Annotated in this window: 15 protein-coding genes; 1 reads left to right on the forward strand and 14 read right to left on the reverse strand. The window is 53.6% G+C overall.

Annotation, left to right across the window (positions count from 1 at the left end; genetic code table 11):
• Nucleotides 1-221 precede the first annotated feature (221 nt).
• Nucleotides 222-392, forward strand: a complete 171-nt coding sequence (locus LA337_21700; protein UBI15734.1) for a YhfL family protein — start codon at nucleotides 222-224, stop codon at nucleotides 390-392.
• 69 nt (nucleotides 393-461) lie between these two features.
• Here LA337_21700 and LA337_21705 read toward each other — a convergent pair whose 3' ends face one another.
• The 14 genes from LA337_21705 to aroB form a co-directional block, all read right to left on the reverse strand.
• Nucleotides 462-1,556, reverse strand: a complete 1,095-nt coding sequence (locus LA337_21705) for an aminotransferase class V-fold PLP-dependent enzyme (protein ID UBI15735.1) — start codon at nucleotides 1,554-1,556, stop codon at nucleotides 462-464.
• A gap of 13 nt (nucleotides 1,557-1,569) precedes the next feature.
• Nucleotides 1,570-2,874 (reverse strand): YhfT family protein, encoded by a 1,305-nt coding sequence (locus LA337_21710; protein ID UBI15736.1) that lies wholly within the window; start codon nucleotides 2,872-2,874, stop codon nucleotides 1,570-1,572.
• Between the two features lie 11 nt (nucleotides 2,875-2,885).
• On the reverse strand, nucleotides 2,886-3,239 hold the full coding sequence (locus LA337_21715; protein ID UBI15737.1) for a DUF2620 domain-containing protein: 354 nt from the start codon (nucleotides 3,237-3,239) through the stop codon (nucleotides 2,886-2,888).
• 10 nt (nucleotides 3,240-3,249) lie between these two features.
• The gene (locus tag LA337_21720) at nucleotides 3,250-4,128 is read right to left on the reverse strand and encodes a phosphotriesterase-related protein (GenBank protein UBI15738.1); all 879 of its coding nucleotides are present in this window, start codon (nucleotides 4,126-4,128) and stop codon (nucleotides 3,250-3,252) included.
• Entirely contained in the window at nucleotides 4,125-5,351 is a 1,227-nt protein-coding gene (locus LA337_21725; protein UBI15739.1) for a phosphopentomutase, read from the reverse strand. The genes LA337_21720 and LA337_21725 overlap by 4 nt, the downstream gene beginning before the upstream one ends.
• The gene (locus LA337_21730; GenBank protein ID UBI15740.1) at nucleotides 5,351-6,514 is read right to left on the reverse strand and encodes a YhfX family PLP-dependent enzyme; all 1,164 of its coding nucleotides are present in this window, start codon (nucleotides 6,512-6,514) and stop codon (nucleotides 5,351-5,353) included. Before LA337_21730 ends, LA337_21725 begins: the two co-directional genes overlap by 1 nt.
• A gap of 82 nt (nucleotides 6,515-6,596) precedes the next feature.
• Complete coding sequence (locus tag LA337_21735; GenBank protein UBI15741.1) at nucleotides 6,597-6,959, reverse strand: PRD domain-containing protein; 363 nt, start codon at nucleotides 6,957-6,959, stop codon at nucleotides 6,597-6,599.
• A gap of 15 nt (nucleotides 6,960-6,974) precedes the next feature.
• On the reverse strand, nucleotides 6,975-7,880 hold the full coding sequence (locus tag LA337_21740) for a hypothetical protein (GenBank protein ID UBI15742.1): 906 nt from the start codon (nucleotides 7,878-7,880) through the stop codon (nucleotides 6,975-6,977).
• Nucleotides 7,881-8,045: 165 nt separating this feature from the next.
• Nucleotides 8,046-9,050 carry a tryptophan--tRNA ligase gene (gene trpS, locus LA337_21745; GenBank protein ID UBI15743.1) on the reverse strand — a complete coding sequence of 335 codons (1,005 nt, stop codon included), beginning with the start codon at nucleotides 9,048-9,050 and terminating at the stop codon, nucleotides 8,046-8,048.
• Nucleotides 9,043-9,801, reverse strand: a complete 759-nt coding sequence (gene gph, locus LA337_21750) for a phosphoglycolate phosphatase (GenBank protein UBI15744.1) — start codon at nucleotides 9,799-9,801, stop codon at nucleotides 9,043-9,045. The genes trpS and gph overlap by 8 nt, the downstream gene beginning before the upstream one ends.
• Nucleotides 9,794-10,471: a ribulose-phosphate 3-epimerase gene (rpe, locus tag LA337_21755; protein UBI15745.1), complete on the reverse strand. Its 678-nt coding sequence runs from the start codon at nucleotides 10,469-10,471 to the stop codon at nucleotides 9,794-9,796. Before rpe ends, gph begins: the two co-directional genes overlap by 8 nt.
• A gap of 17 nt (nucleotides 10,472-10,488) precedes the next feature.
• Nucleotides 10,489-11,325: an adenine-specific DNA-methyltransferase gene (dam, locus tag LA337_21760; protein ID UBI15746.1), complete on the reverse strand. Its 837-nt coding sequence runs from the start codon at nucleotides 11,323-11,325 to the stop codon at nucleotides 10,489-10,491.
• Nucleotides 11,326-11,442: 117 nt separating this feature from the next.
• Nucleotides 11,443-12,741 carry a cell division protein DamX gene (damX, locus tag LA337_21765; protein UBI15747.1) on the reverse strand — a complete coding sequence of 433 codons (1,299 nt, stop codon included), beginning with the start codon at nucleotides 12,739-12,741 and terminating at the stop codon, nucleotides 11,443-11,445.
• Nucleotides 12,742-12,837: 96 nt separating this feature from the next.
• Nucleotides 12,838-13,926 carry a 3-dehydroquinate synthase gene (gene aroB / locus LA337_21770; protein ID UBI15748.1) on the reverse strand — a complete coding sequence of 363 codons (1,089 nt, stop codon included), beginning with the start codon at nucleotides 13,924-13,926 and terminating at the stop codon, nucleotides 12,838-12,840.
• Nucleotides 13,927-13,975 lie beyond the last annotated feature (49 nt).

Consider the following 13,975-nt stretch of genomic DNA (forward strand, 5'->3'; position numbering starts at 1 on the left):
AGCAGAAATAAATAAAAAACGAACCGCGCTATATACTCTCCTCAATAATCCGACTATTAATCATTAATTAAAATATAAGCATCCAGCAATCTAATTCATTAATTATATAAAGCTTATTATGTCCTTATCCGGACTACTTAAAGTTTATTTTAGTTGATATCCTAACCGCCGAGAAATGGATTTCATCCATTTAAAAATAGATATCTTACAAGGATTTTAACATGCTGAAATTTGCAAAAATCACCCTCGTTGCTGGTGTTCTGGCTACGCTGACCGCGTGTACTGGCCATATCGAAAATACAAAAAATAACTGCAGCTACGATTACTTCCTGCATCCAGCGATTTCAATTTCTAAAATTATTGGTGGCTGTGGTCCGGCTGCAAACCAGTAATAAAAGCGATTGCGCAGATACAAAAAAAACCGGGAATTTCCCGGTTTTTTGCATTTATAGATTAGATGCTCATTCACATGCTATCGCACTCACGCTCTCGCGCAGAATACGTAGCACGGTCTGTTCTCCACTTCGGTTTGGATTAATACGAATCGCATAATCACCCAGCAACGGATTCGCTTCGCGAAACGTCCCCGAAAGGCGATAGAACAGCGGAGGGATCTCATACTTCGACTCAGCTCCCACCGGGTATGGCAGCGCGCCTCTCTCTTGCGCCGCTTTCAGCACGCGGGCGGCAATCGGCTGATGAAACTCCACGATCAGCACCTTCGACTGGGCATTGGCGATGACGGCCTTTTTCACCTCGGGTAGCGCTCCGCTATTAAGCATCGTCAGCAACCGTTCAGCAACGCCAGCCTGTACCGCATGCATCACCGGCGCGAAAACCAGACCACGAAGCACCTCCAGCGCCTGCGCCCCCTGAATCTGGCTGCCGCCGGAATAAAGCGTCGCGCGGATTTTCGCGATAGCTTCCGCCTTGCCGACCACCGCCCCGACGCCCTCCGGGCCGAAGAGTTTAAAGCACGAAAAAGTAGACAGCGTCGCCCCAAATTCACAGCCAATACCGTCAACTTTCATCACCGCGTAGTTGTCATCGGTTAACGTCGGTACGCCGCACCGCGCGATTTCCGCCAGCACCTCGGCTAACACGTAACAATCCTGCGGTTGCTGACGCGTATGCTGCACCAGCGCGGCGTCAGGACGATGCTGCGTAATCGCCTGGGTGATTGCCGGGAGGCAGTTAAAATCCGCCCTCACCAGGGTAATGCCCATCTGCTCGACGAGCACCTGGGTTGTAGGATACACAGGCGCATCGTGAACTAACAGTCGCTGGCCGGGTTTGAGCAGCGCAGCCAGCCCGGCGCGAATAGCCCCGGTGCCTGCGCCCTGAACCAACGCTGCGGCCTCAGCGTGAAACGCCTCGGCCAGCACCTTTTCCACGCGTTGCGTCACCCGAGGCTGATTCAGCCCCGGGGCCAGCCCTATATCACCACCGGCCAGAAAATCAGCGCCAGGAAAGTGACGGCAAAGCGTATCCACCAGCGCAAACTGCTTTTGCTGTGCCTGCGCAAGCGTCAGGCTTTGCAGAGGGAACGTCTTCATGTTTTACGCCTCCTCAAGCCGGAACAAACAGACCAAACCAGTAGAGAATATTCAGCACAATACCGGTTATCATTACCGCTACGACCGGAGCCGCCATCTTCTGAACCGGACGCCCTATCGATTCGTTGAGGAAGTAAATCGCTACCGCAATTGAGAAACCGGTGTAGCCTGCCATCTTGATGGCGGCAAAAATCGAGCCTACCAGCAGCGCCATTTCCATCAGCATATTCATCGCATTACGAATATTGTCCGATGCGTTACGCACTGACGGATAACGCCCCAGCCATTTGCCAATAGAGCGCAGCAGTAACACTTCCGCTGAAATCACGATAGCGCCAAGGATTGCCGCTATCCACGGGTTCGGCGCCAGGTAACCTACGGAGAACACGAAGGTAAAACCCGCTACCGCATACACGCCCGTCGCCAGCGCGGTTGTCGCAATCATCGGTACAAAACCCAGCCCGCGCATAAACTCCGCCAGGGCCGCCTGATTCACCAGCGTCTGCGACTGCTCCGGCGAAATCCCAGCCGAATACGCTTTTTCCAGCGTAAAAATTGAAACCTCGCTGCCGGCGAAAATCTTCATACTGGCGACGGCGGCAATCAACGCGCCGACAATGGCGATATACGGCAGGTTTTTAATAATCCGCGAGGTTCGTTCTTCAAAGACCGATAGCCCGCTGGCATCCATCTCGTCATCGCCGCGGTGGCGAATATCATGCGTAATGGCGATCGCCAGCAGCATCATCATCCCCACAAAAATCTCAATTGATTCCGGGTTCAGGTGTGGGAAGTAACGCACCACCACCACGCGGGTCATCAGTACCACCACCGCCGCGATAATGCTGTGCTTCCAGCCAAACTGATAGAAAATCGCCACCAGCGGGAAGAGTGCGAATGCGGAAACCACCGGAGAACTCAGTTCACCGAGGCTACCCAGTACATCAACCGGCAGCGCCGTGAGCAGATGGTTCACCGGCAGCAGGCAGGTCAGAATCAATACGCCCCAGATAGCGCCCAGACCGAACGCCAGTAGGCTGTTCATCGCCAGCACGCCGAGAATATCCGTCGGCAGGAACAGCAGCCAGGCGTTGAGCAAGCCGGTTTTCAGGGTAAATGAGATCCCCACCGACGCCACAAAGCCGATACTCAGACCAAACGCGATACTCCCCGCCTCACGGCGATTCATGTACCCCTCGATCAGCTGCGGCAGAATCGGGCGGATACCGTCATGAAAGACGGCCGCCGAGCGATGTGCCAGAAGTGACGTCATGCCGGTCAGGCAGGCCACCACCACAATCTGAATATACAGATCCATAGTCATGCCTTTTATTTCAAATGGTTAACCAGCATCGGAATCGCATGTTCAACATGTTCGACGGAGAGACCAAAAGCCACTTTCCCTTCCGCAACCATTTTTGCGATATGTTCGTCTTTCGCCTTAATACCCGGCCTGGCGATAGTGCAGCTTTTGTTGTAGCCAATCACCGCGATGGCAATCGACAGCGCCGCGCCCGCGCCGGTGTTACAAGCGCCGATGTAGTAATCCAGCAGTCCGGATTTCACTTTCATCGCCGCTTCCATGTCGTTATGAATGGATACTTCAAAGCAACCCGGAGCTGCGGTTTCAATGGTCTTTTTAATCTGCTCACGCTGTAAGCCAGCAACGCCAATCTTTTTCATGATTCTGTCCTTATTGGAAAAATTTTGAGGGGTTATCACGTAACATCGTGTCCACATCGGCCTGGCTGAATCCTGACTGGCGCAACTGTGGGATAAAAGTGGTTAACAGATAGTCGTAGCCATTGCCGCCATTGGCTTTTAAATGCGAGCGGCGGGTAATGTCCATGGAAAGCATCACGCGATCAAGCAGCCCGCGATTGCGCAGCGCATGGAGCATGCCAATGCGTTTCTCGTCCGGGTAATAGTTGTTTTTACCGATGGTATCGAACTGCACATACGCGCCGAGATCGATCATGCGTAAGATATTGTCGAGATTATCTTTCAGGTCGCAGTGACCAACGGTTACGCGAGAAAGGTCAACGCCGTGCGCCTGCAGCAACACCAGCTGTTCCAGGCCCATGGTGCTAAACGAGGTGTGGGTGGAGATGGGACGTCCGGTTTCGATGTGCGCCCGCGCCGCGGCGATAAACACCTTCTCTTCAAGCGGCGTAATCACCCCTTCGCTGGAGCCAATTTCCGCAATAATTCCGGCCTTCAATTCAGTACCATCAATACCGATGACTATCTCATCGACCATCTCCTGCGCGAGCTGTTCCACGCTGCGAGCCGCGACATGTTCAGGGAAAAACGCATCCTGGTAATAGCCAGTGCAGGCCATGACGTTGATACCGGTATCGCGCATCAGGTCGAGCATGAATTGTGGATTACGCCCCATATAGCGGTTGGTCATCTCAATAATATTGCTGACGCCTGACGCCCGGAGATCCTTCATCTCCTGACAAATCAGATCGTACTGATCTAACCGGCAGTCGAGGTTATTTTTGAACCCAGAGAGATCGATATGCAGATGTTCGTGGACCCAGGTATAGCCCGTCGGATCAAAGTTCATAAGGTGTCTCCTGTAAGGCGCAATGCCGAGAGAAAAGAGCAGCCATTTTGTGGCGCCGCCGCGCCGAAAAATTCACACACCGTCGCGCCAACATCGGATAACGTCGCCCGGATGCCTAATTGCGCAGGCTCCAGCCCCTGTTGATACACCAGTACCGGCACAACTTCCCGGGTATGATGGCTGTGACCGATGGTCGGATCGTTGCCGTGATCGGCCATGACCACCAGACAGTCACTTGGATCCATAGCGGCCAAAAGGCGTGAAAGATTAAGATCGACAAGCTGCAACCGTTCGGCATACCGCGCTACGTCTTCAGCGTGCCCGGCAAGATCGGTTTCCTGAATGTTGGTACAGATAAATACCGTCGGCTCAGCGTTAAATTCGTTAAGCGTGATATCCATGATCTGCTGGCTATCCACCAGGTTTTGCCAGCTGCGCCCGTGCGGATTGGCAACGATGTCCGCCACTTTACCGACCAGCACGGTAGGGATTCCGACGTCATGCAGTTTTTGCGGCACCTGTACCTGCTCATCTACGCCAAAACCCATATGCCTGACCTGGAAGCCATTTTCATAGGCGCCGGAACGTGGAGCGTTAATGCCGATAAAGCGTCCTTCTTTGGTCTCGGCTGCATCCAGAATGCGCTGGCTGTCTTTAAGCTGACCGCCAAACGCGATCACGCGCCCGACCTGAACCTGCTCACGCACCACACGGCCTATTTTTAGCACCTCATCAAATGGGATAACGGCAAGATTGGCGGTAATGTTGTAGACCTGACCTAAATCCGCTTCGAGGTTATCGCCCACTGCGACCGCATTGTTGACCCAAAGAAACGCCAGATCGCCGCCGCGGCGTTCCACCTGCCAGCCCGCGGCTTTCAGCGCTTGCTCAACGCCATTGATGACGTCGCTAAATGGCATCCGCAGCGGAGCCTGAGGTCGTGTGCCTAAAATCTCCTGATGGCCCATAAAGGTATCTCCCCCTTCATGCTGCAGCTCTGCAACGCCCCAAACCGCCGATGCTGAAGGTTTCATCACGCCAGGCGTAAAGCCCAGAGCGTTAATCAGCCCCAACTTTTCCATGGTTGGCAACCGTAACTGCGGGAGTTCGCCCAGGATATGGCCGCAGGTATTCGCTCCCGCATCCTGCGGCCTGACCAGCGTGACGTCTTTCATTGCGCCAACACCAAAACTGTCGATCACCAACACGACGAATCGAGCCATTAGTCCTCCAGAATATTGCCGAGACTGTCGTAACGCGCGACGATTTCAGCCGCGCCGCGCTGAATGCCCGACACCAGCACCACGTCGCTACGCGTCACGAAGATCTGGGTGCGAAAACAGAAGATCACCGCGCTACTCACCGGAAATTCGCCGGCTACAGGCAGGTAGTAGTCAATGCTGCTGTCGTCGACGGGTTTAAGCTTTGCGGCTATTGGGGCGTCATTTTCCGGCGTAAAGACCAGCGCGTTTTGCGCGTGACCACGACGGTAATAGCCCCCGCCATAGCAATAACTGTCCCCACGAAACGTGTGTGAAACCTCGCTTAACCACAGCATCGCAATGCGTTCCGGCTGGTCGCCTTTTTGGTTACAAGGAATGGTGCCGGTCAGCGCATGACCCGGCTCAGCATGGGTGACACCATATTCCGCCAACAGGGGAAGTGACGCGCAGCTACTGGCTGACGGCGCATTAAGTTGCTCAATGGCAATCCCGGCTTCCGCCAACTGACGTCGGGCGCTCACCAGCGTGTGCAGATTAGGCGTCGGCATCGTCTGCGCTGATTTTTCATCCCATAACAGGCAGGGGAAATGGGTTAACCCGCACAGACGCAGGCCCGGCAGGCTGCCGATTTCATTGACCACATCCGTCAGATACTTCAGCGGAAATCCGCTTTCCTGCCCCGGATAGAGAAAATCATCCTTGTCATACACCTTCAGCATCACGTTCTGTTCACAGCCGGCCTTCACCGCCGCAGCCGAAACTTCGCGCGCTTTCTCCAGCGAGAACAATGTGATGACCTCAGTGCCTTGCGCCACTGCCTCATTGACCAGCCGCGACGGGATCTGCACCAGATGTCCCTGATGCGCAACCGGTAACCCGGCGCGGCGCATGACGCGGCTCTCCTTGTAATCGACAACCACGATGCCTTCATAGCCAAGCTGTAACAGCTTCTCTGCCAGCCACGGGTTACGTCCTACCTGTTTGGTCATCAGATATAGCGAGATGCCATGTTGCCTGGCGACATCCAGCAGGCGTTTGCCATTCTCCATGACCTGATCAACATCAATGACCCAACTGTCAGGCGCGATCTTCCCTTGCTGCCACAACGCGATAGCGGCCGAGATAAGTGCGGGGTTCTGGCGTTTCAATGCATCTATAAACATTTCTCTGCCTCGTTCTAATCCTTCAGTTAAATATTCATTTTTTTGAATATTTAGGGTGCAATAAGCTCATTGCCCATTGATTTCAGACGCCTTCGTTCGCCGCCATCCACAATCCGTACAGGTTAGCCAACATATAGCCTTCTTCATTCGCGTGCGGCGTCACCGTGAACTCTTTCAGCAGCGCCTGATGTACCAATAAAATAGTTGGCCACAGATGAGATTGCGCCAACTCCTCCAACAGCTCACCATCCAGCGCTTCAATCACTTCGCCCTGGCGACTGCGCATTAACGCGCTCGCCATATGGGTCATCGCCATGGTCCCTTGCTCGCTATAAACCGGTAAACACCACTCTTCATCCAGCCGCCTGACCACCTGCAGCATGCCGCTACAAATATCCTTGTCGATAACGCCCGCTTCACACAGCAGGTTAAGCCTGTTTTCCATATCGTTCGCCTTCACTTAATAACTGGGTTCCTGTTCACCGTTCGCCACACGCTGTTGGTGGGCAAGCAGCGCCTCTTTATTGACGACCGCTCGTAGTAGCTGTTGCATCGGATAATCCTCCGCCCGGGTCAGCACTACCGCCTCCGTGGCCTGCAGAAATCGCGGATCGTTGGTGAGCGGCGTGGCTTCTAATCCCAGTACCGCCAACTCGGCCTCTGCAACCACGTTCCAGATAACCGCATCCACATCCCCTCTCGCGATACGCTGCAAGCTTTCGTGATAAGGCATATCGATCAATTCAACGTCACGGTCGCCAAAACAGGCCTCGGTCATGATTTTCTGATCCGCCGAACGGTTATCGAGCCCGACACGTTTTACATCTGCGGATTCGCCCTTGCGACAAATCAGCTGATGCTCGCCGACGTAGGTATGCGGTCCCAGCGCCAACGTAATGCGCAATCCATCCTGGGCAAGGTAACTTTCCGCCGCCAGGCGGGAAACTACCGCCATGTCATAGACGCCGTTCAGCAGGCATTCCACGCGAATATCAGCCCCACGCATGTGTGCGTAATAAAACGGGATCCCATCGAATTGAGCCTTAAGCCCACTCGCCAGTCCTTCATATAAACGGGTGTAGGGCAGCGGCATCGCGCAGACCACGTTATTAATATCCACATGCTTTAGCAGCGTACGGTTATCCATCTCCACCAGATAGCTACCGTTACGCCCGCGGCGCTCAATACGGATCGCCCCGGAGGATTCCAGCGTTTTCAACGCGGCCTGGGTTAACCCTACCGATGAGTGACACTCGGCAGCCAGTTCATCGATAGTTTTCAGTCTGTTACCGCACTTCTCACCGAGCAGGTAACGGGCCAGGGTTGTCAGCACAACCCCCTCTTTCTTGATAAATGTCCGACGCATTTTATATTTTCAGTAAAGTGAATATTTATATCTTCATTAAAGTGAAGATATAACGCAATGAGGAAATGTGCAAACGGCGAGGCGCCTCACATTTTTTGAGATTTACCAACGAACAGGCGAAAAAAAACCGGGCGTAACCCGGTTTCTTCAACAACGCAGAGCGCATTACGGCTTGGCCACAAAACCAATCGCTTCGTAAACGGCTTTCAGCGTAACAGACGCGCGGGCGCTGGCTTTCTCCGCACCGTCTTTCATCACTTTCTGCAGGAAAGCTTCATCGTTACGGAAACGGTGATACCGCGCCTGAAGCTCGGTCAGCATGCCGGAAACGGCTTCTGCGACTTCACCTTTCAGATGACCATACATTTTGCCTTCGAAGTGCTGTTCCAGCTCCGGAATGCTCTGGCCAGTGACGGCAGAGAGGATATCCAGCAGGTTGGAAACACCTGCTTTGTTCTGCACGTCGTAGCGAACAACCGGCGGCTCTTCGGAGTCGGTCATCGCTCGTTTGATTTTCTTAACCACGGATTTCGGATCTTCCAGCAGGCCGATCACGTTGTTGCGGTTGTCATCCGACTTGGACATTTTCTTCGTCGGCTCCAGTAGCGACATCACGCGCGCACCGGATTTAGGAATGAACGGCTCAGGCACTTTGAAGATGTCGCCATACAGGGCGTTAAAGCGCTGGGCAATATCGCGGCTCAGTTCCAGATGCTGTTTCTGATCTTCGCCAACCGGTACCTGGTTGGTCTGATACAGCAGGATGTCTGCCGCCATCAGCACCGGATAATCAAACAGACCGGCGTTGATGTTCTCCGCATAGCGCGCGGATTTGTCTTTGAACTGGGTCATACGGCTCAGTTCGCCGAAGTAGGTGTAGCAGTTCAGCGCCCAACCTAGCTGGGCATGTTCCGGTACGTGAGACTGCACGAAAATGGTGCTTTTTTCAGGATCGATTCCGCATGCCAGATACAACGCCAGCGTATCCAGCGTTGCTTTACGCAGTTGCTGAGCATCCTGACGAACGGTGATGGCATGTTGGTCTACGATGCAGTAGATGCAATGGTAGTCATCCTGCATGCTCACCCACTGACGCAGCGCACCCATATAGTTGCCAATGGTCAATTCACCTGAGGGCTGTGCGCCACTAAAAACGATGGGCTTAGTCATTTTTTAATTCCTGATTTTCGCTATGCGGAAGCCCGAGAGCGGGCAGTAGTTCATTAATACGGTCGTAAATAACGTCGGGCTGGCTCAGCGCGATCGACTCGCCGTAGTTGTAGCCATAGGTCAGGCCAACGGACGGACAGCCAGCAGCTTTTGCCGCCTGAATATCATTGCGTGAATCCCCTACGAAGAGCATTTGCTCGGGCTTGATGCCAAGCTTGCTTGCCACCAACAGCAGCGGATCCGGATGCGGTTTTTTATTCTGCACGTCGTCACCACCGATGACCACGCTAAAGTATTTGGCGATATCCAACGCCTCGAGCAATGGCGCGACAAACGGAGTCGGTTTATTGGTCACCAGACCCAGCGGCAATCCTTTCGCATGCAGCGCGCCCAGCGTATCGGCAACATCAGGGAACAGGAATGTTCCCTCTTCTGCGACATCGCCGTAGTATCTGTCGAACAGCTTACGCAAAATACGCACCTGTTCCTCGGCGGGAATATCATCATCAACGGGGGGTTTACCCATCGTTTTGCGTAAAGTTGCGCGCTCCTGACGAGACCACGCCAGCGCGCGCTCCATCAGTACATCTGCACCGTTACCAATCCAGGTGATAACACGTTCTTCACCGGCAACCGGCAGTTCCAGCGCATACAGCGCCATATCCACCGCAGCGGCTAATCCCGGCGCGCTGTCGACCAGCGTGCCGTCGAGGTCAAATGCAGCGCCCCGAATATCCTGAAACTTATCCATGACTTACCTTCGCCAGTTCATTGCGCATTTCATCAATGACTTTTTTGTAATCTGGTTGGTCGAAAATAGCTGAGCCTGCGACAAACATATCTGCGCCTGCCGCGGCGATTTCACCAATGTTGTTCACTTTGACGCCGCCGTCCACTTCCAGACGAATGTCATAGCCAGATTCATCAATGCGGCGACGCACTTCGCGCAGCTTATCCAATGTTTGCGGAATGAAGGACTGCCCGCCAAAGCCTGGGTTAACGGACATCAGCAGGATCACGTCGAGCTTGTCCATGACGTAATCCAGATAGCTCAGCGGCGTTGCCGGGTTGAACACCAGGCCCGCTTTACAACCATGCTCTTTGATCAGCTGTAAAGTGCGATCGACATGCTCGGAGGCTTCCGGATGAAAAGTAATGATGCTGGCGCCAGCGGCGGCGAAGTCCGGGACAATACGATCGACCGGTTTCACCATCAGGTGAACATCAATCGGGGCGGTGATGCCATATTTACGCAGCGATTTCAGGACCATCGGTCCGATGGTCAGATTCGGTACGTAGTGATTGTCCATGACGTCGAAGTGCACAACGTCGGCACCGGCAGTCAGCGCTCTCGCGGTGTCCTCACCCAGGCGGGCAAAATCAGCCGACAGAATTGAGGGGGCGATCAAATACTGTTTCATCCGCTTCTCCTTGAGAATTATTTCTTCGCAGGCGTTACAACTCCTGGTTTATACAGTGCCAGCAGTTCGTTCACCTTTTTACGCGTGCCGCCATTGCTGCTAATGCTGCGCCGCACTTTGACCTGAAAATGTTTCGCCGATCGGTACCACTCACGGGTATCGGGCGTGTCATGATTCGAAATTAACACCGGGATCTGCTTACTGACCAGCTTTTCTGCCATTTCGGCCAGATGCGCCTGCTCTTTTGGGCTGAAGCTGTTGGTATGATACGCGGTGAAATTTGCCGTCGCCGAAAGCGGTGCATAAGGCGGGTCACAATAGACCACAGAGTTGCTATCCGCACGATCCATGCACTCTTCATAGGAGAGGCAATGAAACTCCGCATTCTGCGCTTTTTCAGCAAAATGGTACAACTCGGCTTCCGGGAAATACGGTTTTTTATAACGACCAAACGGCACGTTAAACTCGCCGCGCAGGTTATAGCGACACAATCCGTTGTAACCGAAGCGGTTCAGATACAAGAACAGCACTGCACGGCGGAAGGGGTCCTGGCTGGCATTAAATTCTTCTCTGAACCGATAGTACACCTCAGCCTGATTGGTTTCAGGCATAAACAGCTCACGTGAAGCCTGCACATACTCATCGGTACGCGTCTTCACGATGTTATAGAGACTGATGAGGTCGCTGTTGATATCGGCAAGAATATAACGAGAAAAGTCGGTGTTAAGAAACACCGACCCGGCACCCACGAAAGGTTCAATCAGGCATTCACCCTTAGGTAAATGCCGTTTGATATCATCAAGCAGGGGGTATTTTCCCCCTGCCCATTTCAAAAAAGCGCGATTTTTTTTCATGCTGACTAACTAATTACACCTTCTCCGGCTGTGGAGAAAGCTCCGACAGCATCCTGCGCTTTAGTCTTTGTCCCGCAATTGGGCGAAACAGCAAACCATTGCAGAACATATCCTATCTTACTTCAAATCGGCCTGAACCTGGTGCAGCGGTTTTGCCCACGGGTTTTTCGCCTGAATATCGGCGGGTAACGTAGACACTGCACGTTTAGCATCTTCTTTAGACGCATACACGCCCGTCACCAGAACATACCACGGTTGACCGTTGCGCGTCGTCTGATACACCACGTAGTTCTTCAGGTTTTCTTTCTTCGCCCAACCGTTCAGGTTGTCGTAGTTAGAAGAACTGCTGAGCTGCAGCGTGTAATGACTGGACGGCGCAGATTTTAACGCTCCAACATTTCCTGCACTTTTCGCTCCGCCGGCAACAGGCGTTGACGCTGTTGCGGTTGGCGCAGGCGTTGCGGTCTGAGCAGGCGTGGTAGTCGCGGTTGCTTTCGGCTCAGCCGTCGCCTTCGGCGTAGCGGTAACCACAGGTGCTTTGGTTGTGGTCGTCGGCGCAGTTGCGGTTGGTTTTGCCTGAGCAACAGGTTTCGGCTCTGTCGGCGTCGCTTTCACCGTAGTTTGCGGTTTGCTCTTCGGTTCAATGACGGCCTGTTTACGTTCCTGATGCGTAGCCACAGGACGTTCAGTCGTTTCCGTTTTCGCAGTCTGGCGCGCAGCATTACCATTACGCATCGGCGCAACGGTCGCAGGCTCGGTCGGCAGCGTAGAGTTAACCACGACGTTGTTAACCTGCTCCTGACCTTGCGGCTGCGTCAGAGCGTTGTTCAGATCGCCCTGCACTTCAACACGCTGCTGGCCTTCAGTTGCCGCAGGCGTCTGACCTTGAGTTGGGGTTGAGGAAATCGGCGGCAGGGAAACATCCTGCTGGGTATTGCCAGCGGTCTGCTCAGCGCCCGTTGCAGGCGTAGTCGTACCCGCCTGATCCGTCGCGTTGCTGCCAGAAAGATCGATGCTCTTCTCGCCAGATGCAGTAGGCTCACTGGAAGAGGATGAGGGGGCTTTCAGCGCAGAACCGACACCGATGATCAGCAGCAACAGCACCAGAACACCGACACCCATCATCATATACTGACGAGAGGCAGGCTTACTGGCGGCTTTCTTACGCTTGCGCGGACGACGTTCTACACGCTCTTCATCCACGCCATCGTCATCAGATTCATACTCTTCTTCAATGTCCCGCTCTTCTTCACGCTCTTTACGCGTGCGCGCAGGACGGCGATCGTCAGCATCCAGATCAACATCATCAAAATTGATTTGCGGCTCATTATCGCGTTCAGACGATTGACGAGAACGACCAGTACGACGATCGCTGGGATCGGGTTTCAGCTCGTCTTCTGGTTTGAATTCATCCATTTAACACCCCACTCAAAGGTTAATGCTTACGACTTTGCACATAACCTGAAGCTAAAAGACCTACGTTTTGCAACGTAAGCCAGACCTTTCTTGTTGTTACGCCTGCTGGCAATCAGCAATAGCGTTAAGAACCACCTCGTGCGACACTCCGCCGCGCACTTCACTCTTCCCTATGGCCCGCGGAAGCACTAAACGAATCTCTCCCGCTAACACTTTTTTATCTCGCAGCATATGCGGCAGATAAGCTTCAACAGACATCTCACGCGGCCCATTAACCGGTAAGCCCGCTCGCTGCAGTAGCGTAATGATGCGCTGCGTATCTGCGGAGGTAAACTGCCCAAGGCGTTCTGACGTACGAGCAGCCATTACCATACCTGCTGCGACTGCTTCACCATGTAACCAATTGCCATAACCCATTTCAGCTTCGATCGCATGGCCAAACGTGTGTCCCAGATTCAGTAAAGCACGTAAGCCCATTTCGCGCTCGTCTGCTGCGACAACTTCTGCTTTCAGCTCACAACAACGGCGAATACAGTACGCCATCGCCGGGCCGTCCAGACGCAGTAACGCATCCAGATTGTCTTCCAGCCAGCTGAAAAATTCACCGTCAAGAATGATGCCGTATTTGATTACTTCCGCCAGCCCCGATGCCAGCTCACGCGCAGGAAGCGTTTTCAGACAATCGAGATCCACCACCACGGAGGCCGGTTGGTAAAACGCGCCAATCATGTTTTTACCGAGGGGATGGTTTACGGCGGTTTTGCCGCCAACGGAGGAGTCGACCTGTGACAACAGGGTTGTCGGGACTTGAATAAAACGCACACCACGCTGATAACTGGCTGCCGCAAAACCGGTCAGATCGCCAATCACGCCGCCGCCAAGTGCGACTAACGTGGTATCACGACCGTGCGGTTTTTGCAGTAACGCGGTGAAAACCGTATCCAGAACCGTCAGGCTTTTATACTGCTCGCCATCGGGAAGGATAACGCTATCAACGTTAACACCCGCCTGTTCAAGTACGCCGCGAACCTTATCGAGATAAAGGGGAGCCAGGGTTTCGTTGGTCACCAACATAACCTGATCGCCCGATTTCAGCGGTAAGAATGAAGCTGGCTCATTGAACAAACCAGCCGCGATGGTGATAGGGTAACTACGTTCCCCGAGAGTGACTGTGATCCTCTCCATTACGCGACATCCACCTTAGTTACTTGTACCCGCAGACGAGTGTGTATTC

The organism is Citrobacter europaeus (genome assembly GCA_020099315.1).
In the GTDB taxonomy this organism is placed as follows: Bacteria; Pseudomonadota; Gammaproteobacteria; order Enterobacterales; family Enterobacteriaceae; genus Citrobacter; species Citrobacter europaeus.